This is a genomic window from Rhodococcus yunnanensis NBRC 103083, from assembly GCF_001895005.1.
Taxonomy (GTDB): Bacteria; Actinomycetota; Actinomycetes; order Mycobacteriales; family Mycobacteriaceae; genus Rhodococcoides; species Rhodococcoides yunnanense.
In genome coordinates, this window is sequence record NZ_BCXH01000001.1 from 1 (window position 1) to 20797 (window position 20797).

The following is a 20797-nucleotide window of genomic DNA, read 5'->3' on the forward strand; positions in this document are numbered from 1 at the left end:
TCTTCGAAAAGGGGACCCACTGTGTGGGTCCCCTTTTTGCGTTCGCAGCCATTTTTTCTGTTTGGACGCTTCTTCTGTTTGGATGACACCAAGCTCCAACGCATGATCGAAAGGAAACGTTGTGCCGGAAGACAGCAACGACCGCCGCTCCTTCCGGGGTGACGGCACCCCTCGCTCGAACGATCCTCGGGGGCGATCCGGTGGTCGCCCCGGCGGTGAAGGTCGCTCCGGCAACGCACGTCGGCCCGACAGCGCCGGTAGATCCGACGCCGGTAGATCCGACGGACCTCCCCGTCGTCGCGGGGGAGAAGGCGGATTCTCTGGTGACCGGCGAACCGGCAGCGGACCCGCAGATCGGCGTCCGGCCCGTCCGGACGAGCCAGACCTTCCCGATGACGTCGAAGCGGGTCAGCTCGAGCCGGCTGTCCGACGTGACCTGTTGAGTCTCGACAAGAACAACGCCACTGCCGTCGCACGTCATCTGGTGATGGCGAGCCGGCTCGTCGACGACGATCCTCAACTTGCGCTACTGCATGCACGAGCTGCGCGCCAACGCGCCGGCCGTATTGCCGTTGTCCGCGAGACGGCAGGACTGTCCGCGTACCACGCAGGTGAATGGGCCGAGGCTCTGTCCGAGTTGCGCGCTGCCCGGCGTATGGCCGGCGGTCCAGGGCACCTTGCGGTCATGGCCGATTGCGAGCGCGGACTCGGTAGGCCGGAGCGTGCCATCGAACTCGGTCGAAGCGACGAGGCCCGGGAACTGACCGGTGACGAAGCGTCGGAGCTTCGGATCGTCGTCGCCGGTGCACGTATGGATCTGAGTCAGTACGACCAGGCTGTCGTCACCCTCCAGACACCGGATCTCGACGCGTCACGTTCGGGTACCGCGGCGGCCCGCCTGTTCTACGTCTACGCCGATGCCCTGGTTGCGGCCGGCCGCGTAGAAGAGGGTGTGAAGTGGTTCCTCAACTCTGCCGCAGCCGACGTCGACGGCGAAACCGACGCCGAGGAACGCGTCGAAGAGCTCTCTGGTGACGGATTGTGACGGTCCTTCGCTCACAGCACGACGTTCTCCTTCTCGACCTCGATGGCACGGTGTACCAGGGTGAACAACCCATCGCCGGTGCTGTCGAGGCGTTGAGCGCAGGCTCGGAGAAGCAGTACTTCGTCACCAACAATGCGAGTCGATCTCCGAAGCACGTCGCCGACCATCTCCGCGGCCTCGGTTTCGAGACCTCGGAGGACTACGTCGTCACGAGCGCTCAGGTTGCGGCCAGGATGTTGGCGGAGAAGTTGACGCCGGGGGCATCGGTCGTCGTCGTCGGTACCGACGCTTTGTCGGACGAGATTTCCAACGTCGGTCTGACTCCGGTCAGATCCGCGGACGGATCGCCTTCCGCTGTTGTTCAGGGGCACAACGTCGAGACCGGCTGGGGCGCTCTGGCCGAGGCGGCGTTCGCGATTCGTGCAGGTGCACTGTGGGTTGCGACCAACATCGATGCGACCCTTCCCACCGAGCGCGGTCTCGCCCCCGGCAACGGTTCGATGGTTGCTGCGGTGAGGACTGCGACGGGTGTGGAACCCGAAGTCGCAGGCAAGCCCGCTGCTCCCATCATGCGGGATGCGATTCGTCTCAGCTCGGCCGAGAAGCCTCTTGTCGTCGGAGACCGGCTCGATACCGACATCGCAGGCGCAAATGCAACGGGCATTCCTTCGCTGCTCGTGTTGTCTGGAGTGAGTAGTGCGCTCGACGCCGTTCGGGCGGTGGAATCGGAGCGTCCGACATATATCGGGTTCTCGCTCGACGTCCTGAATCAAGCCCCGGAGGCGTCGCTCGTCGGTGTCAAGCCCGGGTGGCGCGCATCGGTCGAGGCTGGAGTTCTAAGGGTGACGCACGACGGTTCCACGGTTGTCGATCCCCTGGACGGCCTCCTGACGGCCGCGTCGGTGGCCTGGGAGTCGACGGGGTGGGACACGGTCGAGGTGGACGGTTCGGACGTCGAGCGCGTGCGGCAGCTGCTGCAGGCGTGAGCGTTCCTCACGCCACGCGGTACTGCGCTCGGACATCTGTCGGGTCGATCCGATAGCGTTGGCACCGATGAGCGCGTCCATTCCACTCCCAGGCCAGCATCGTCCGCACGATGCGAGTACCCCCGCGGTCGAGCCCAGCTCAGTCGTGGCCGAGGTCGACCGATTGCTGGAGCGACTTCCGGGCCGAGATGCCCCGCCGATGGAACTGAACGTGCAGGCCCAGATCCTCGAACGCGCGCATGACGTGCTCGTCGATGCTCTGTCCTCCGTGGACAAGAGCTGACGTGGCACGACGCGCACGCGTCGACGCCGAGCTCGTCCGTCGTGGGCTGGCCAGGTCACGCGAACATGCTGTGCAGCTGATCGATTCGGGGAGGGTGAAGATCTCCGGAACAGTGGCCACCAAGCCCGCGACGGCGGTCGAGGCCGGGACTCCGCTCGTGGTCACCGAAGAGGACAACGAGATCAACTGGGCGTCGCGAGGCGCACACAAGCTTCTCGGCGCACTCGAGGTCTTCGAACGCGATGGGTTCTCCGTTGCCGGTAAGCGGTGCCTGGATGCGGGAGCATCCACCGGCGGATTCACCGATGTGCTGCTCAGTAAGGATGCCGCCGAGGTCGTTGCCGTGGACGTCGGATACGGACAACTCGTGTGGCGGCTTCAGTCGGACGACCGGGTCCGTGTGATCGATCGAACCAACGTCCGGTCGATCGATGCCGAGGCGATCGGCGGCACCGTCCAGATCGTGGTCGCAGATCTGTCGTTTATTTCCCTGAAGTTGGTTCTGCCTGCGTTCGTTGCGTGCGTCGCGCCTGGTGCGGAGCTTGCTCTCATGGTCAAGCCGCAGTTCGAGGTGGGAAAGGATCGCGTCGGCTCGGGCGGGGTCGTCCGCGACCCGGTACTCCGGGCAGAGACCGTCGTCGACGTGGCCGAGTCCGCCCGTGGACTCGGATTGTCCCTGCGCGGTGTAACGGCCAGTCCGCTTCCCGGCCCCTCGGGCAACGTCGAGTACTTTTTGTGGCTACGATCGCAGTCCGTCGAGCGAGATGACGAAGCCGAGCGCGATACCGCCGCTCTGGTGCAGCATGCCGTCGAGGAGGGTCCACAGTGACAACCGAGGAAGGTCCTCAGTGACAACCGAGGAGGGTCCTCAGTGACAACCGAGGAGGGTCCTCAGTGACAACCCCGGTACGAGAGATACTTCTCGTCGCCCATCCCGGCCGTCCCGATATCGCGGACACGGCTCGCCGCGTCGGGAAGGTCCTCGGTGAGTCGGGGATCCGCCTTCGCGTCCTTCTGGACGAGGCGAACTCGACCCGAATCGAGGCATCGGGCTCGGACGATACGGATCGAGCGCTGAGCTCGGATCTCGAGCTCCAGGTTGTGGAGTTCGGGCCGAACGCGGCGGTCGGCTGCGAGCTGGTTCTCGTCCTCGGTGGCGACGGCACGTTCCTCCGGGCAGCCGAGTTGGCCAAGGGCGCGGGCATTCCGGTGCTGGGTATCAACCTCGGTCGAATCGGCTTCCTCGCCGAAGCAGAAGCCGAGCACCTGGAGGAGTCGCTTGCGCGGGTCATCAGCGTCGATTACCGAATCGAAGAACGCATGACACTCGACATCTCGATCCGAGTCGGCGACCGCATCATCGAACGCGGATGGGCGTTGAACGAGGCCAGCATCGAGAACGGATCTCGGTTGGGTGTCCTCGAAGTCGTACTCGAGGTCGACGATCGGCCCGTGTCGGCTTTCGGATGCGACGGAGTGCTCATCTCGACGCCGACCGGCTCGACCGCATATGCGTTCTCTGCAGGAGGCCCGGTCGTGTGGCCGGAGCTCGAAGCGATTCTCGTCATTCCGAGCAACGCACATGCGTTGTTCGCCCGTCCGCTCGTCACCAGTCCCGAGTCGTTCATCGCCGTCGAAACCGATGCGGGTGGACACGATGCGGTGGTGTTCTGTGATGGACGTCGAACGATGAAACTCCCGGCGGGCGGGCGGGTAGAAGTAGTCCGCGGTTCTTCGCCGATCAAATGGGTCAAACTCGACTCCGCACCGTTCGCGGATCGAATGGTCAAGAAATTCGCACTGCCGGTCACCGGATGGCGGGGGAGAGCGAGGTAGTCATGCTCGAAGAGATTCGGATCGACAGTCTCGGTGTCATTTCTTCGGCAAGCGCCCAGTTCCACGAAGGTCTCACAGTTCTGACCGGTGAGACAGGCGCGGGCAAGACGATGGTGGTGACGAGCCTGCACCTGCTGTCGGGTGCTCGGGCCGACGCAGGCCGGGTGCGCCTCGGCGCCGACCGTGCCGTCGTCGAAGGCCGATTCAGCACGGAGACGGCGTCTGCGCAGGTCGTGGACGAGGTCGAGAAGGTGCTGGAATCGGCGGGTGCTCAGCGCGACGAGGACGCGTCGATCATCGCCCTGCGCACGGTCAACGCCGACGGGCGATCACGGGCTCACCTCGGTGGCCGCAGTGTCCCGGCGGCGGTGTTGTCCGGGTTCACCGACTCACTGCTGACCGTGCACGGCCAGAACGACCAGCTGCGGCTGCTCCGAGCAGATCGGCAGCTCGACGCGTTGGATCGCTTCGCAGGCGACTCGGTTGCGGCTCCGCTGAAGAAGTACAGGGCCGCACGTACGCAGTGGTTGACCGCTCGCAACGAGCTGATCGACCGAACCGAGCGCAGTCGTGAGCTCGCTCAGGAGGCAGATCGACTGCAATACGGCCTTCAGGAGATCGACGCGGTCGCGCCGGAGCCGCAGGAGGACGTCACCATCGCGGGTGACGTGCGAAGACTGGGCGATCTCGACTCCCTGCGTGAATCGGCCGAAGGCGCGGGTGCGGCGCTGGTAGGAGGCGTCGACGACACCGGAGAAGCACTGTCGGCTCTGCGCCTTCTGGGTGAGGCACGCACGCGTCTGGAAAGTGTGGACGACGCGATTCTGACGGATCTTCTGCCTCGGCTCAACGAAGCGCTGGCCGTGGTGACCGACATCGGCGCCGACATCACCTCGTACCTGTCCGATCTGCCGTCGGATCCGAGTGCACTGGAGACGCTGCTCACGCGGCAGGCCGAGCTGAAGGGCCTGACGCGCAAGTACGCGGCCGACGTGGACGGCGTGATCGCCTGGGCCGACGACGCACGCGTGCGATTGTCGAAGATCGACGTCTCCGCTGATGCCCTCGCGGAGCTGTCGACGCGTGTCGAGGAATCCGCAGCCGACGTGGTCTCGGCGGCAAGCAGATTGACCGCCGCGCGGACCAAGGCGGCGGTGAAACTGGCCAAGGCAGTGAGCGTCGAACTGGCCGGATTGGCGATGGGCAAGGCGAAGCTTCAGCTGGACCTGCGTACCGTTCCCGCCGGCGCGAACGACGGCGCACCGCTGACCATCGGCGGAACCGAGCTGCACGCCGGGCAGAGCGGGGTCGACGAGGTCGAATTCAAGCTGTCGGCACACGACGGCGCACAGGCACTGCCCATCAGCAAGAGTGCGTCCGGAGGTGAACTCTCGCGTGTGATGCTGGCGCTCGAAGTGGTACTGGCCGGGTCGGACAAAGGCGCGACGATGGTGTTCGACGAGGTCGACGCCGGTGTCGGCGGCCGGGCAGCAGTGGAGGTCGGCAGACGGCTCGCACGCCTGGCTCGGACTCATCAGGTCATCGTCGTGACGCACCTTCCTCAGGTGGCCGCGTTCGCGAACACACACTTGGTCGTCGACAAGGCGGATACGAAGAGAGGCGCAGCCAACAGCGGAGTGAAGTCGCTCTCGTCCGCGGAACGTGTCGTCGAACTGGCCCGCATGCTGGCAGGCCTCGACGACACCGAGACCGGCCGAGCGCACGCGGAAGAGCTGTTGGCGACGGCGCGGGCGGACCGCGAGAGCTGACGCGGGCCGCCTCGGCGGTTGGTACTGATGTGACCGGTGTGGTAATTGTTTCGGCGCGCCTCCGTCGTCGGGCGTGTCGTCGGCCCCATCATGGGAGCCATGAAGATGCCCGCTCTGCTATCACGAAGTCAGGATTCGCTACCCGGAATCAGTGGTATCGCCCGGGTCGATCGAAACACCGCCAAACTGCTCAAACGGGTCGGACCCGGTGACATCGTCGTACTCGACGAGTTGGACCTGGACCGTCTGACCGCAGATGCGCTGGTTGCGGCGGGCGTTCTCGCCGTCGTGAACGCGTCGCCGTCCATCTCCGGGCGTTACCCGAACCTGGGGCCCGAGGTGATCGTCGCGAACGGCATCACGCTGATCGATTCGACCGGCGCCGACGTCTTCAAGAAGATCAAGGACGGCACCAAGATTCGCCTGAACGAGGGCGGCGTCTACACGGGTGACCGCAGACTCGCGAAGGGCGAGGAGCAGAGCGAAGCGGAAATCTCGGATCGGATGATCGAAGCCAAGACCGGCCTCGTCGATCACCTCGAAGCGTTCTCCGGGAACACGATCGAGTTCATCAGGACCGAAAGTCCGCTGCTGATCGATGGCGTCGGTGTACCGGACATCGACATCGTGCTCCAGGATCGCCACGTCGTCGTCGTCGCGGACGGTCCGGGGCATGCCGAGGACCTCAAGGCGCTCAAACCGTTCATCAAGGAATATTCGCCGATCATCATCGGGGTCGGAGCAGGCGCGGACACCGCGATGAAAGCCGGGTACCGCCCCGACCTCATCGTGGGCGATCCCGAGGAAATCACTGCTCAGACCCTCAAATGTGGTGCAGAAGTGGTACTTCCGGCCGACTCGGACGGCCATGCCAACGGGCTGGAGCGCATCCAGGACCTGGGTATCGGTGCGATGACGTTCCCGGCAACCGGTGCCCCAGCCGACCTGGCGCTGCTGTTGGCCGATCACCACGGTGCTTCACTGATCGTCACGGTGGGAAGCCCGGCAAGTCTCGACGAGTTCTTCGATCGAGGACGACGCAACACCAACCCGGCAGCGTTCATGACACGACTGAAGGTCGGCGCCAAGCTGGTCGACGCGAAAGCTGTTGCGACGCTGTATCGTAGCCGCGTGTCCGGGGGTGCGATCGCGTTGCTCGTGCTGGCGGGGCTCGTCGCGGTCATCGTCGCGCTCGTGGTGTCCAACATGGGTAGCGAGGTCCTCGACTGGGCCGTCGACCTGTGGAACCGCTTCGCTTTGTGGGTCCAGGGGTTGCTCGAGTGATTTCGATGCGTCAACATGCCATATCGATCGCCGCGATCTTCATAGCGCTCGCGATCGGGGTGGTGCTTGGATCCGGTCTTCTGTCCAGTGGCCTCGTATCTGGTCTACGCGACGACAAGTCGGGGCTCGAAGGTCAGGTCGATTCGTTGCAGAGCACCAACAATCAGCTCGGTGAACAGCTCAACTCCGCGGACGGATTCGACGCTGCTGTCTCTCCGCGCGTCGTGCGAGATGCGCTGGCCGAAAGAAGCGTAGTCGTCATCACGACGCCGGATGCAGACCCGGGCGACGTCGATGGCGTCACCAGGTCCATTCAGGCGTCGGGCGCAGTGGTGACGGGCCGGGTGTCGTTGACGGACTCGTTCGTCTCGGCTGCGAGTGGGGACGACTTGCGCACGCGGCTGACCAACGTCGTGCCGGCCGGAACGCAGCTGCGCACGGGTGCGGTGGATCAGGGCAGCATGGCCGGTGACCTACTGGGTTCGGTGTTGTTGCTGAACGCGCAGACAGCGGAGCCGCAGTCCACTCCCGAGGAATTGTCTCTCGCGCTCGAAACGCTGCGCAGTGGTGGTTTCATCGCGTACGACAACGGCGCTGTCGCTCCGGCGCAGTTGGCGGTAGTCGTCACCGGTGGAGGTTCGGCCTCCGAGGACGGAAACCGCGGCGCCATCGTTGCGCGCTTCGCGGGAGGCCTCGATTCGCGCGGTGCAGGCACGGTGCTTGCCGGTCGGACCGGAGCCGCGGACGGTAACGGCGCGGTGGCCGTGGTTCGCGCAGATGCGGCGCTGTCGTCGGGCGTCAGCACCGTCGACAACGTCGATCGTGAGGCGGGACGCATCACGACGACACTGGCGTTGCAGGAGCAGTTGGACGGCGCTGCCGGTCGTTACGGCACTGGGCCGAACTCCACGGCCATCACCGTGGGCGCACCCGCGCGGTGACAGTGCACTCCAGGGAACAAAAGCATTCCACGGTGACATCGGGTACATCGGTGGCGCGTCGTTCGCGGTGGACGTGCCATTGGTGTTACCGTGAAGACCCGTGGGTAGCAGGCCCATTTTGTACGTAATACCTCTCTTGCCAGCTCTCTGGTAGGAGCAAGCCCTGCAGATTGGTCACGGGAGCATCATTGTCACGCCTTCAGTCGCGATCTGACACCAAGCACATCTTCGTCAGCGGGGGCGTCGCCTCGTCGCTCGGCAAGGGCCTCACGGCGTCGAGCCTCGGGCAGCTGCTGACAGCACGCGGTCTCCGCGTCACCATGCAGAAGCTCGATCCCTATCTGAACGTCGATCCTGGCACCATGAATCCGTTCCAACACGGGGAAGTGTTCGTCACCGAAGACGGTGCCGAGACCGATCTGGACGTGGGCCATTACGAGCGGTTCCTCGATCGCGATCTCTCCGGATTCGCGAACGTCACGACCGGCCAGGTCTACTCGGCCGTCATCGCCAAGGAACGCCGAGGTGAGTATCTCGGTGACACGGTGCAGGTGATCCCGCACATCACCGACGAAATCAAGAGTCGCATCCTCGCGATGAACGGCCCGGACCTGCAAGGACATCAGCCCGACGTCGTCATCACCGAGATCGGTGGCACTGTCGGTGACATCGAGTCGCAGCCGTTCCTCGAAGCAGCGCGCCAGGTCCGCCACGACGTCGGCCGCGAGAACGTCTTCTTCCTGCATGTCTCGCTCGTGCCGTTCCTGGCACCGTCGGGCGAGCTCAAGACCAAGCCGACGCAGCACTCCGTCGCCGCTCTGCGCAGCATCGGCATCCAGCCCGACGCGCTCATCCTGCGGTGCGACCGCGATGTCCCGCCGGGACTGAAGAACAAGATCGCGCTGATGTGCGACGTCGACGTCGATGGCTGCATCTCGACGCCCGATGCGCCGTCGATCTACGACATCCCGAAGGTCCTGCACAAGGAGGGCCTCGACGCGTACGTCGTGCGCAAGCTCGGACTTCCGTTCCGCGACGTCGACTGGACGGTGTGGGGCGGCCTGCTCGAGCGTGTCCACGAGCCGCGGGAGACCGTGCGGGTCGGACTCGTCGGCAAGTACGTCGACCTTCCCGACGCGTACCTGTCGGTCACCGAGGCGCTTCGGGCGGGTGGGTTCGCGCATCGTTCGAAGGTCGAGATCAAGTGGGTCCCCTCCGATGAATGTGCGACGCCTGCAGGTGCACAGGCAGCTCTCGGCGACGTCGACGCCGTCCTGATTCCGGGCGGTTTCGGTATTCGAGGTATCGAAGGAAAGCTCGGTGCCATCGAGTTCGCCAGGACTCGCAAGGTGCCGCTGTTGGGATTGTGCCTCGGATTGCAGTGCATGGTCATCGAAGCAGCGCGCTCGGTCGGCCTCACCGACGCCAACTCGGCCGAGTTCGAGCCCGAGACAGAGCATGCGGTCATCTCGACGATGGCAGATCAAGAGGATGCCGTTGCCGGTGAGGCAGATCTCGGTGGCACCATGCGCCTCGGCGCTTACCCGGCCACCTTGATCAAGGGGTCAGTCGTGGCCGGTGCGTACGGAACCACCGATGTGTCCGAGCGCCACCGTCACCGCTACGAGGTCAACAACACCTACCGTGATCGAATCTCCAAGAGCGGCTTGGTCTTCAGCGGAACATCGCCCGACGGGCACCTGGTCGAGTTCGTCGAGTTGCCTGCGTCGACCCATCCGTTCTTCGTCGGCACACAGGCGCACCCGGAGCTCAAGAGCCGGCCGACTCGTCCGCATCCGCTGTTCGCGGCCCTGGTCAACGCTGCGTTGAAATACAAAGCGGCCGAGCGACTTCCGGTCGACGTCCACGGCGACGACGCTGCATCGAAGGATTCGGAATTCCCGGTCTCGGGTGCAACGGCGGAAAGCATCGGATGACCGAGCAGGCTGATCGTTTCGAGTTCGAGACCGTCGGGTCGAAGACCGTCTACGAAGGCGCAATCCTCGCGCTTCGTCTCGATCAGGTGCGGATGCCGGGCGGACGCCAGGCCGAGCGTGAAGTCGTCGAGCATCACGGCGCGGTAGCTGTCGTTGCACTCGACGACGAGGGTCGCGTGGCGATGATCGAGCAGTATCGTCACCCGATCGGGCGTCGGCTGTGGGAACTGCCTGCAGGCTTGCTCGACGAGATCGACGAGCAGCCCGTCGAGGCCGCCAAGCGTGAACTCGCCGAGGAGACCGGACTTGCAGCGAGGCGGTGGTCGGTGCTCGTCGATGTCATGGCGTCGCCAGGGTTCACCGACGAGTGCGTGCGGGTGTTTCTCGCCGAAGGGCTCACCACGGTCGATCGCCCCGAGGCGCGGGACGAAGAAGCCGACATCGTGCTGACGTTCGTTCCGCTCGACGAGGCAGTCACACGCGCACTGTCGGGCGAGTTCGTCAACGCTTCCGCCGTATCCGGGATTCTCGCTCTTGTCGCGTCCAGGACAGGTTCGACGAGCCTTCGACCTGCCGACGCTCCGTGGCCGGATCTGCCGACTACCTTCGAGCGTCGGAAGAAGGCCGGACGGTAGCCACGTGCTGGGCGAGCAGATGTCGACCTACCTCGATCACCTGGAGGTCGAGCGGGGCTCACCGCAGAACACTCTGTCCTCGTATCGCCGCGACCTGCGGCGGTACGAGGCTTTCCTCGGTGGTCACGGCATCGAGGATCTGGCGAAAGTGACCGAGGCGGACGTCTCCGAGTTCGTGATCGACCTTCGGCGCGGGAGTGAGGAGTTTTCACCTCTTGCAGCGAGTTCGGCTGCCCGTACGCTCATCGCGGTCCGTGGGTTCCACCGATTCGCGGCAGCCGAGGGCCTGGTGCAGCACGATGTCGCGAGTGCGGTGAAGCCGCCGACGCCCAGTCGGAGACTCCCGAAGTCTCTGCCTCTCGACCAGGTTGTCGCCATCCTGGATTCCGCGTCCACCGATGGGGGAGACGCGCCGCGTGGCCTCCGCGACAAGGCCATTCTCGAATTGTTGTATTCCACCGGGGCTCGAATCTCGGAAGCGGTAGGGCTCGACGTGGATGACATCGACACCGAGACCCGGTCGGTCATTCTTCACGGTAAGGGCGACAAGCAGCGCCTCGTGCCGGTCGGGAGGCCAGCGATCGAAGCGTTGGATGCCTATCTGGTGCGTGGGCGACCGGCGCTGATCAAGAGATCGACGCCTGCGTTGTTTCTGAACGTGCGCGGCGGACGGCTGTCCAGGCAGAGTGCCTGGCAGGTTCTGCACTCGGCGGCCGAACGTGCGGGCATCACCACCCCCGTGTCACCGCACACCCTGCGGCACTCGTTCGCGACGCACCTGCTCGATGGCGGCGCGGACGTACGCGTCGTGCAGGAATTGCTCGGTCATGCGTCGGTGACGACGACTCAGATCTACACACTCGTCACCGTCACCACGCTGCGTGAAGTGTGGGCCGAGGCGCATCCGCGTGCTCGGTGACTGCTCGCGGGGGTTTTGCGCGTGTCCCGCGATGTAGCGCACGGGCTACACGGTAGCGTTCAGAGGACGGTCGTCTCGCGATCGAATGGGCCGAGAACAACGGACAGGGGAGCGTAGGAGAAGTGTCGACACCGCAGCCGCCAGCGGCGGAGTCAGGCTCAGGATCGATTCTGGCTGACTCGACGCCGGTGAGTCCGCCGTCGGCCGACATTCCACATGCCTCGCCCGCGGTCCAACCGGACGGCCTACCCACCGTCCATCCCCACCATGACGGCGCGCTGTTCCATACGCGCCAACCCGAAACCAGCCGTGAGACGAGAGATATCATTCCTGCGGCCAACGAACTAGGTCCTACGGGTCGTAAGACCCGAGAAGTTCCCGATCCGACACCGCTGCCCAGCCATGGTCCGGCCAAGATCATCGCGATGTGCAACCAGAAGGGTGGCGTCGGCAAGACGACGTCGACCATCAACCTCGGAGCCTCCCTCGCGGCCTACGGTCGTCGGGTGCTTCTGGTCGATCTGGACCCACAGGGTGCACTCTCCGCAGGCCTGGGCGTCGCGCATCACGAGCTCGATCTGACGGTCTACAACCTGCTGGTCGAGCCGAAGATTTCTGCCGACGACGTCATCATGCGCACGCGCGTGGACAACCTCGATCTTCTTCCCAGCAACATCGATCTGTCCGCAGCCGAAATTCAGCTGGTCACCGAGGTGGGGCGTGAGCAGACACTCGGGCGCGTTCTGCACCCTATTCTCGATCGATACGACTACGTCCTGATCGACTGCCAGCCATCGCTGGGCCTGCTCACCGTCAATGCATTGACCTGCGCCGACGAGGTTCTGATACCGATGGAGTGCGAGTACTTCAGCCTGCGCGGGCTGGCGTTGCTCAACGACACAGTGGAGAAGGTGCGCGACCGACTCAATCCTCGGCTCAAGCTCGCGGGCATCGTGGTGACGATGTTCGACGCTCGTACGCTGCATTCGCGCGAGGTCATGACCCGGGTCGTCGAGGTGTTCGGTGATGTCGTCTACGACACCGTCATCACCCGAACGGTGCGTTTCCCCGAGACATCCGTCGCAGGCGAGCCGATCACGACGTGGGCACCGAAATCCTCCGGTGCACAGGCCTATCGGGCGTTGGCCCGAGAGGTGATCTACCGGTCCGGCCCGTAAGCCATGACGCAGACCGCAGATGCTGCGATCGAGGCACCCGAGAACGAGGATCCATCTCGATTTCGGGTGCGCCTGCTCAACTTCGAAGGTCCGTTCGATCTGCTGCTCACACTCATCAGTCAGCATCGTCTCGATGTCACCGAAGTAGCGCTGCACACCGTCACCGACGATTTCATCGCGTTCACCAAGAGCCTCGGCAAAGAGATGGGCCTCGATCAGACGACCGAGTTTCTCGTCGTCGCAGCGACTCTGTTGGACCTCAAGGCCGCGCGGCTGCTGCCCTCGGGTGATGTCGAGGACGCCGAGGATCTGGCCTTGCTCGAAGTGCGGGACCTACTGTTCGCGCGATTGCTGCAGTACCGCGCCTACAAGCAGGTCGCGCAGTTGTTCGGCGAGCTGGAAGCTGCTGCGCTGCGCCGATATCCGCGATCGGTGTCGGTCGAGGACCGCTTCGCGGATCTGATACCGGAAGTGTTGCTCGGAGTCGATGCCGCGCGGTTCGCCGATATCGCTGCGACGGCATTTCGGCCGAAGCCGGTGCCCGAGGTCGGACTCGATCACATCCATCAACATTCGGTGTCCGTTCCGGAGCAGGCAACCTGGATCATCGGCCTCCTCGAAGCCAAGGGTGAGGGAGCGTGGACTCCGTTCGGCGAACTCACCGAGGGGTGCGAGCACACCGTCGAGATCGTGGCGCGGTTCCTGGCGCTGCTCGAGTTGTTCCGCGAGAAGGTCCTTGCCTTCGATCAACCCGAGCCACTCGGCGAACTGTTGGTCAGTTGGACGGGCACGGCGAAGTCGGACGAGATACTCGTCGCGGCGGTGGACTATGGATGAGCAGGAACAGCAGATGGCCGAGCCGAACGTCCCGGAGATCGAGAGTGCCGAGGACGAGTCCGAACTCGACGACGCCACGTTGGAAGCAGCACTCGAGGCAGTGTTGCTCGTCGTGGATTCGCCCGCGTCGAACGAGCAGTTGGCGTCCGCGGTCGGCAGCGATGTCCGACGGATCAAGCCGGTGCTGGCGCGAATGGCTGCGCAGTTCACCGAACGCCGCAGCGGAATAGACCTGCGGTACGCCGGTGACGGATGGCGTTTCTACACCCGCACCGCCTACGCGCCGTACGTGGAGAGGCTGCTTCTCGACGGCGCTCGGTCGAAGCTCACACGTGCGGCATTGGAGACTCTCGCCGTTATCGCCTATCGTCAACCGTTGACCCGCGCGCGAGTCAGCGCCGTGCGAGGAGTCAACGTAGACGGAGTGATGCGCACGTTGCTCGCTCGCGGTCTGATTTCGGAGGCTGGAGTCGATCCGGAATCGAACGGCACCATGTACTCCACGACCGAGTTGTTCCTCGAACGGCTCGGACTGGCATCGCTCACGGACCTGCCTGCACTGGCCCCGCTGTTGCCGGGTGTGGACCTGATCGACGAGATCAGTGACAGCATGGACACCGATCCGAGAGTGACCCGCTCCACCAAGAACCGCGGATCGAAACCCGATCCGGTATCCGAGCTCGACTCGGACGACTGATAGGTACAAAAGTGAACAAGCCCGCTCGCCGTGATGGCACACCGGACAGGAACAAAAGACAGGCTCCGCGCAGGAAGCCGACCACAGGTGGTAGGTCGGAAGATCCGCGCGAGAACCGCCGCGGAGGCGACGCGCCCCGCGGAGCACGAGCCGAGAGCCCCCGTGGAGGACGCCGCTCGGCAGCCCCACGGACGGGCGCCGACCAGCGCAAACCCTTCGAGGACAAGCCGGTCGACAGTGGCGTCAACGACCGCAGCAACGACGCGGTCTCTCGCAAGAAGCCGTCTCGGCCCAAGCCGCCGAAGCCGCAGAAGAAGCAGACTCCCACCACCACCATCAGCAACGCGAAGCCTGCGAAGCACCAGTACATCGAGCCCGACACCAAGCGGCGCCACGTGCCGCGCGGTGAAGGCGTGCGGTTGCAGAAAGTGCTCGCTCAGGCAGGTGTGGCGTCGCGTCGCGCAGCCGAGGAGCTGATCGCCGACGGCCGTGTCGAGGTCGACGGTCGCATCGTCACCGAACAGGGAATCCGCATCGATCCCGATGTCGCGGTCGTGCGTGTCGACGGCACTCGTGTCGTCGTCAAGGAAGAGCTCGTCCACCTCGCGATGAACAAGCCGCGTGGATGGCAGTGCACCATGTCCGACGATCTGGGACGACCGTGTGTGGGCGATATCGTCTCCGAACGGGTTCAGTCCGGCCAGCGTCTGTTCCACGTCGGTCGTCTCGATGCCGACACCGAAGGCCTGTTGCTGTTCACCAACGACGGTGATCTTGCTCACCGCCTGATGCATCCGTCGTACGAGGTCTCGAAGACCTATCTGGCGACACTGTTCGGCGCGATCCCGCGCGATCTAGGCAAGAAGTTGCGCGACGGAGTCACCCTCGACGACGGCCCGGTCAAGGTCGACGGCTTCTCGCTGCTCGACATCTCCAACGGTCTCTCGTTGGTCAAGATCACCCTGCACGAAGGCCGCAAGCACATCGTCCGTCGATTGTTCGATCAGGTCGGTTTCCCGGTCGGACGTCTCGTGCGCACCGACGTAGGCAATGTCGCACTCGGTGATCAGCGCCCCGGCACTCTGCGCGTCCTGGGACGCGGCGAGATCGGCAAGCTGTACGAGTCGGTCGGTCTGTGATGGCAGGGCTCGACACCGCCGGTCTTGTGATCGCCATGGACGGGCCGTCCGGAACCGGCAAATCGACGGTCTCGCGCAAGGTCGCCATCGCGCTCGACGCTCGCTACCTCGACACCGGTGCCATGTACCGGGTGGCAACGGTGTGGGTGTTGCGGGCGGGAATCGATCCGACGGACTCCGAGAAGGTCGCCGACATCGTCGCGACCCTCCCGCTCGACATCGGTACCGATCCAGCTGCCGAAGCCGTCACGATGGGCGGTGAGGACGTGTCCGCAGAGATTCGGGGAGGCGCCGTCACCAAGGCCGTCTCCGCTGTGTCGGCAGTCCCGCGGGTGCGAGAGCTGCTGGTGCAGATGCAGCGCGATCTGGTCGCAGCATCGCCGCGAATCGTGGTGGAAGGCAGAGACATCGGCACTGTCGTGTTGCCCGAGGCCGACGTCAAGGTCTTCCTGACGGCATCTCCCGAGGCACGAGCAGGCCGCCGGAACAAGCAGAACATCGACGAAGGACGCGGCGACGATTACGACGCCGTTCTCGCCGACGTCCAACGCCGCGATCACGCGGACTCCACTCGCGCCGTGTCTCCGCTGCGGCCTGCCGAGGACTCCGTGATCGTGGACACCAGCGATCTGGGCATGGACGGCGTCATCGCCGCGTTGCTCCAGGTTGTGCACGACAGAACTGGAGTGAAGCAGTGACCGAAGAATTCTACGCAGGCGAGGTCGCAGGCGACGGAACGTGGAGCGAAGAGGGGGAGTGGGACCTTCTCGACTACGTCGACGGTGACGATGCCGAAGCCGCCGTTGCAGTTCCGACTCTCGCAGTCGTCGGACGGCCCAACGTGGGCAAGTCGACTCTCGTCAACCGCATCATCGGCCGTCGTGAAGCGGTGGTCGAGGATGTACCCGGTGTGACGCGTGACCGTGTCTCGTACGAGGCCAATTGGTCAGGGCGCCGATTCCTGGTGCAGGACACCGGTGGTTGGGAACCCGACGCCAAGGGACTGCAGCAGTCCGTTGCGCGCCAGGCAGAGCTGGCCATGAAGACAGCGGATGCGATACTCCTCGTCGTCGATGCTCGCGTCGGATCCACGACCACCGATGAAGCAGTGGCACGGGTGCTTCGCCGTTCGAAGACACCGGTGTTGTTGATCGCCAACAAGGTCGACGACGGCCGCACCGAGTCGGAGGTCGCTGCACTGTGGTCCCTCGGTCTCGGCGAGCCGCTCGCGGTGTCCGCAACGCACGGCCGCGGAACCGGCGACATGCTCGACCGCGTCCTCGAAGCACTGCCGGAAACGCCTCGCGAGGGAATTCCCGGCGGCGGGCCGCGCCGAGTCGCGTTGGTGGGCAAGCCCAATGTCGGCAAGTCATCACTACTGAACAAGCTGTCCGGTGACGAGCGTTCGGTGGTGCACGACGTTGCAGGAACCACCGTCGACCCCGTCGACTCGCTCGTCGAGTTGGGCGGTAAGACATGGAGATTCGTCGACACCGCTGGTCTGCGCAAGCGGGTCAGCCATGCCAGTGGTGCCGAGTTCTACGCGTCACTGCGCACCAAGTCGGCCATCGAGGCCGCCGAGGTCGCCATTCTGCTGCTCGACTCGTCCGAGGTGATCTCGGAGCAGGACCTGCGGGTGCTGTCCATGGTCGCCGACGCAGGCCGCGCACTAGTGCTCGCGTTCAACAAGTGGGACCTCGTCGACGAGGACCGCAGGCTGCAGTTGGAGAAGGAGATCGACCGCGATCTTGCTCGGGTTCCGTGGGCGCAGCGCGTCAACATCTCCGCACAGACCGGCAGGGCCGTTCAGAAGCTCGTTCCGGCCCTCGAGACGGCTCTGGAGTCATGGGACAAGCGCGTCCCGACAGGCAGGCTCAACACCTGGCTGAAGGAAGTTGTGGCTGCCACTCCGCCGCCGATGCGCGGTGGCCGTCTGCCGAGGATCATGTTCGCGACGCAGGCCTCGACCCGTCCGCCGACGTTCGTCCTCTTCACCACGGGCTTCCTCGAGGCCGGCTACCGCCGGTTCATCGAGCGTCGTCTGCGTGAGGAGTTCAACTTCGACGGCAGCCCGATCCGCGTGTCGGTCCGCATCCGCGAAAAGCGCGAACGGCCGGGCAAGGGAAAAAACCGCTAATTGTTCCGCGTCCTACCTCTGAGCAGGCGATTTCCTCTCAGGGGTAGGACTGGGGTAATCTCATCGAGCGCCTTAACCGGCGCGGCGGGCTGTGGCGCAGCTTGGTAGCGCACTTGACTGGGGGTCAAGTGGTCGCAGGTTCAAATCCTGTCAGCCCGACACTCATTTACGCAGTTCAGAGGCGGTCTCGGAGAGTTCCGAGGCCGCTTTTTTCGTTTGCGTACCGTGAGCGTGTCACTACTCGTTTCTTACATTCCAGAAAGCGGACATCACTGGGCATGACGGCGCTCATCGAAAATGCTCAACTTCGCTCAGCGAAAGTGCTCACCCGGTAGCGGTGATCACTGTAGCGGTTGACGGGTCCCGGTGACGGCTTTGCGGAGTTTCTCCGAGCGTGCGTTGTGGTCGCGGAGGCGGTAGGAATCATCGGACATATCGAGCACCACCGATCGATGCAAGAGCCTGTCGAGCATCGCTGCTGCGACGGTATCGTCGCCGAGAACCGTTCCCCACGAACCAACACCACACCACGATTGCTGGCAATCACGATCGATGTCTTCATATACCGCCCGAGAGACAACCTGAAACAACGCTGACGCCGCTTCACCCGGCAACGGTAAATACCCGAGTTCGTCGATACCCCCCGTGTCGGGCCGGCATAGAACAGCGTCGTCTCCCATGACCGTCAATCTTTGTCAAACCCTTGGTGCCGTTGGCTTGCTCGGTGGACTGTTTTCCCGGCAGGTCGACGAGCTGCGCGGCGTCGCCGCTTAATTTCATTCCAACGATACTCGTACTCGGCATGCCGGATCGAACCATCGAGCAGCCAGCACTCGTCACACGTAATGCTCTCGATGGACGGTGCCGTACTAGACGCCACCAATATTGCAGAGATACGGTCCGCGGTCTGCGCGTCCACCACAGCCATGTGAACTAGGTGCAGAAGTGTAGCGTTGACAACTGTCGGTGCCGATTCTTTGTGCCGAATCACGATATCGTAGGGAGACAGTGCGGCAAGCGGGTCTTCGCGTATACGCACGACCAGATCCGCGATCCCGTCTGCGACGACTCTGTGGGCCTTTCTTTGGTCTGCGGCTTCGTTGCCTGCGTGCCAGTACGCTCCGTCGTACTCCAATCCGATCGTGTCACCGCCCGCCGTGCGGAAACGCATATCCAAGTGCATTCTCCCGTCGCTCGGCAGCTTCAAATCTTGCTCGCCGCCTCCGAGAACAAAATTCAGCAAGTCGAAAATCTGCGTTTCCAGACGTGAGGACCGCGGCTGGTCGCCCACGCATGCAGGACAACTATCACCTCTGAAGTATCGCCCGCGTGCAGATCCTGACCAATGTCGTCGCATACGGCGAAAATACTTGGTGGTACCGACACACTTCGCGATCAGCCAGCAAGTTGGCCAGATTGAATCCGAGCAACAACTGAATCGCGGCACGGTTGAGACAATCGATGTCAAGGCATCCAACGTTACCGTCAAGGCTCCACGGCCGCCGCGCCATACAATTCTCATGTGTTGACAGTGTTCGCCGGCAAATTCAACTGGCAGGTCCCCGATAGTCGGACCACCGCGTTTTAGAACCGCTTCGGTTTGATCTTCAGTCGATCTAGCCCTCGACCGGCTGGTGGTTGTGGGTGCACTGGGCAGCGTACTCGGCCGGCGTGAGGTAGCCGAGCGAAGAGTGGCGATGCCGGTTGTTGTGGTCGTCCTTGAAGTCCTCGATCACAACCCGAGCTTCGAGCAAGCTCGTCCAATAGTTGCGGTTCAGGCACTTCTTCCGAAGACGGTTGTTGATCCCCCAGAGGGAGGTGCCCCCAGACTCGATGTGCCCGTTGTTCCACGGCGTCCCCGGCGGGATGTACGAAATACCAACTCGGTCACGGCAAAACTGTTGCAGCACATGCGAAATGAACTCCGGACCGTTGTCCATCCGCAACACCAACGGCGGTCCACCCCACAACGCGAACACCTTATCCAGCTCGTCGGTCAACCGTTGCGCAGTGATCGACCTCTCGACGATGTTCAGCAGCGACTCACGAGTGTGCTCGTCGATCACCGACGCGATCTTGATCGCATTCCCGTCGATCGTGGAGTCGAACTGAAAATCCATAGCCCACACCACCTTCGGAGCATCAGCTTCGACCTGCGGGCAGGAACTGATTCCCGCGCGTTTGCGTGGGTGGTAGATCCGCACCTGTAGGCCTTCCTCTTTCCAGAGGCGGTGGATTTTCTTCTTGTTCACCTGCATGCCTTTGTCATGCCTCATGTGCGCCCAGGCCCGCCGGAAGCCGTGCAGCGGGTTCATACGTGCGTACTCACGCAGAAGCGTTCTCAGGGCCGCGTCCGGGTCGGCAGGGGTCTGCGCGATAGGGATGCGGGAGTAGGTTGAGCGGGCAAGCCCAACTGCTTTGCACGCGAGCCGTTTCGACATGTTCATCGTCGTGACGAGCATGTCCACAGCAGCGCGTTTGGCGGCTGGGCCTAAAATTTTCCCTTCGCCACCTCCCGCAACGCATCCTTCTCCAGCTCGGCTTCGGCGAGCAACCGCTTGAGTTTGCTGTTCTGCTCGCGCAGTTCCTTGAGCTCTTTCGCCGCGTCCGTGTCCATCCCGCTGTATTGGCGGCGCCCGTTGTACAGCGTCGCCGACGACACCTCGAGCTCAGCGGCGACCTCGTCCTGAGTCTTGCCCATCGCAGTGAGCTCGTCTGCACGCCGCAGCTTGCGGACGATGTCCTCCGCGGAATTCCGCTTCCGTCCAGCCATATTCTCCATCGTCCTGTCTGCCCAGTTCACGGGCAACAAGACTCTAAAACAAGATGGCCTCGTTCACCGGGAACACGCCAGTCGCTATCTCGGTGTTCACCTAGGTGTCTAGATTCTGTAGTGACGAGCGCTCTTGATAGAGGCTGCCTACCTCACGAGGATTCCGGGGTTCCACGATGGTCGTTGGAATTGCTGTGAGGCTGCACTATGCCTGGCCAAGGTAACTAGCGACGTTCGTGTTGTGACTTGGGTCGTGGTGACGATCTGGACAGCTGACCTCCATGTTGCAACGACCTGCGCATTTCAAACGGTCGTTTGGAATTAGTGCCGACGTGTAGTGCAATAGGGTCGAATCGAACCGACGGGCAGATCCCATGGATGACGAGATGGGGAGGAGTACG

At 63.7% G+C, this 20797-nt stretch carries 20 protein-coding genes and 1 tRNA gene; 18 read left to right on the forward strand and 3 right to left on the reverse strand.

The window, feature by feature from the left end; translation table 11 throughout:
- The first annotated feature begins 121 nt into the window (after positions 1 to 121).
- The 18 genes from RY1_RS00005 (at position 122) to RY1_RS00090 (ending at position 17782) form a co-directional block, all read left to right on the forward strand.
- Positions 122 to 1045 (forward strand): tetratricopeptide repeat protein, encoded by a 924-nt coding sequence (locus tag RY1_RS00005; RefSeq protein ID WP_072801491.1) that lies wholly within the window; start codon positions 122 to 124, stop codon positions 1043 to 1045.
- On the forward strand, positions 1042 to 2031 hold the full coding sequence (locus tag RY1_RS00010; protein ID WP_139279680.1) for an HAD-IIA family hydrolase: 990 nt from the start codon (positions 1042 to 1044) through the stop codon (positions 2029 to 2031). Before RY1_RS00005 ends, RY1_RS00010 begins: the two co-directional genes overlap by 4 nt.
- Before the next feature lie 67 nt (positions 2032 to 2098).
- On the forward strand, positions 2099 to 2314 hold the full coding sequence (locus RY1_RS00015; protein WP_072801493.1) for a hypothetical protein: 216 nt from the start codon (positions 2099 to 2101) through the stop codon (positions 2312 to 2314).
- 1 nt (position 2315) lies between these two features.
- A complete protein-coding gene (locus RY1_RS00020) occupies positions 2316 to 3143 on the forward strand; it encodes a TlyA family RNA methyltransferase (protein WP_072801494.1) in 828 nt (275 codons plus the stop codon).
- Between the two features lie 65 nt (positions 3144 to 3208).
- A complete protein-coding gene (locus tag RY1_RS00025) occupies positions 3209 to 4150 on the forward strand; it encodes an NAD kinase (RefSeq protein ID WP_072801495.1) in 942 nt (313 codons plus the stop codon).
- A 2-nt stretch (positions 4151 to 4152) separates the two neighbouring features.
- Complete coding sequence (gene recN, locus RY1_RS00030; RefSeq protein ID WP_174565295.1) at positions 4153 to 5919, forward strand: DNA repair protein RecN; 1767 nt, start codon at positions 4153 to 4155, stop codon at positions 5917 to 5919.
- 99 nt (positions 5920 to 6018) lie between these two features.
- Positions 6019 to 7203, forward strand: coding sequence for a putative cytokinetic ring protein SteA (gene steA, locus RY1_RS00035; RefSeq protein ID WP_072801497.1), 1185 nt, complete (start codon positions 6019 to 6021; stop codon positions 7201 to 7203).
- On the forward strand, positions 7200 to 8144 hold the full coding sequence (locus tag RY1_RS00040) for a copper transporter (protein WP_139279681.1): 945 nt from the start codon (positions 7200 to 7202) through the stop codon (positions 8142 to 8144). Before steA ends, RY1_RS00040 begins: the two co-directional genes overlap by 4 nt.
- A 188-nt stretch (positions 8145 to 8332) precedes the next feature.
- Positions 8333 to 10081 (forward strand): CTP synthase, encoded by a 1749-nt coding sequence (gene pyrG, locus RY1_RS00045; RefSeq protein WP_072801499.1) that lies wholly within the window; start codon positions 8333 to 8335, stop codon positions 10079 to 10081.
- Entirely contained in the window at positions 10078 to 10716 is a 639-nt protein-coding gene (locus RY1_RS00050) for an NUDIX domain-containing protein (RefSeq protein WP_072801500.1), read from the forward strand. The genes pyrG and RY1_RS00050 overlap by 4 nt, the downstream gene beginning before the upstream one ends.
- 19 nt (positions 10717 to 10735) lie before the next feature.
- Positions 10736 to 11635: a site-specific tyrosine recombinase XerD gene (gene xerD, locus RY1_RS00055; protein ID WP_072802187.1), complete on the forward strand. Its 900-nt coding sequence runs from the start codon at positions 10736 to 10738 to the stop codon at positions 11633 to 11635.
- A gap of 278 nt (positions 11636 to 11913) precedes the next feature.
- Entirely contained in the window at positions 11914 to 12813 is a 900-nt protein-coding gene (locus RY1_RS00060; RefSeq protein WP_371829439.1) for a ParA family protein, read from the forward strand.
- A gap of 3 nt (positions 12814 to 12816) precedes the next feature.
- The gene (locus RY1_RS00065; protein ID WP_072801502.1) at positions 12817 to 13650 is read left to right on the forward strand and encodes a segregation and condensation protein A; all 834 of its coding nucleotides are present in this window, start codon (positions 12817 to 12819) and stop codon (positions 13648 to 13650) included.
- A gap of 13 nt (positions 13651 to 13663) precedes the next feature.
- Positions 13664 to 14347: an SMC-Scp complex subunit ScpB gene (gene scpB, locus RY1_RS00070; RefSeq protein WP_139279705.1), complete on the forward strand. Its 684-nt coding sequence runs from the start codon at positions 13664 to 13666 to the stop codon at positions 14345 to 14347.
- Positions 14348 to 14358: 11 nt separating this feature from the next.
- On the forward strand, positions 14359 to 15486 hold the full coding sequence (locus RY1_RS00075) for a pseudouridine synthase (RefSeq protein ID WP_072801504.1): 1128 nt from the start codon (positions 14359 to 14361) through the stop codon (positions 15484 to 15486).
- The gene (gene cmk / locus RY1_RS00080) at positions 15486 to 16184 is read left to right on the forward strand and encodes a (d)CMP kinase (RefSeq protein ID WP_072801505.1); all 699 of its coding nucleotides are present in this window, start codon (positions 15486 to 15488) and stop codon (positions 16182 to 16184) included. The genes RY1_RS00075 and cmk overlap by 1 nt, the downstream gene beginning before the upstream one ends.
- A complete protein-coding gene (gene der / locus RY1_RS00085) occupies positions 16181 to 17623 on the forward strand; it encodes a ribosome biogenesis GTPase Der (RefSeq protein WP_072801506.1) in 1443 nt (480 codons plus the stop codon). The genes cmk and der overlap by 4 nt, the downstream gene beginning before the upstream one ends.
- Before the next feature lie 85 nt (positions 17624 to 17708).
- Positions 17709 to 17782, forward strand: a tRNA-Pro gene (locus RY1_RS00090).
- A gap of 182 nt (positions 17783 to 17964) precedes the next feature.
- Here RY1_RS00090 and RY1_RS00095 read toward each other — a convergent pair.
- The 3 genes from RY1_RS00095 to RY1_RS00105 all read right to left on the reverse strand — a co-directional run bounded on the left by RY1_RS00095 (position 17965) and on the right by RY1_RS00105 (position 20396).
- A complete protein-coding gene (locus tag RY1_RS00095; RefSeq protein WP_072801507.1) occupies positions 17965 to 18303 on the reverse strand; it encodes an ATP-binding protein in 339 nt (112 codons plus the stop codon).
- 5 nt (positions 18304 to 18308) lie between these two features.
- On the reverse strand, positions 18309 to 18914 hold the full coding sequence (locus tag RY1_RS00100) for a hypothetical protein (RefSeq protein WP_072801508.1): 606 nt from the start codon (positions 18912 to 18914) through the stop codon (positions 18309 to 18311).
- 325 nt (positions 18915 to 19239) lie between these two features.
- Positions 19240 to 20396, reverse strand: a protein-coding gene (locus RY1_RS00105) for an IS3 family transposase (RefSeq protein ID WP_371829440.1) whose coding sequence is annotated in 2 segments (ribosomal slippage) — positions 19240 to 20129 and positions 20129 to 20396 — 1158 coding nt in all. Because the reading frame shifts where the segments join, the coding sequence is not laid out codon by codon here.
- Positions 20397 to 20797: the final 401 nt, after the last annotated feature.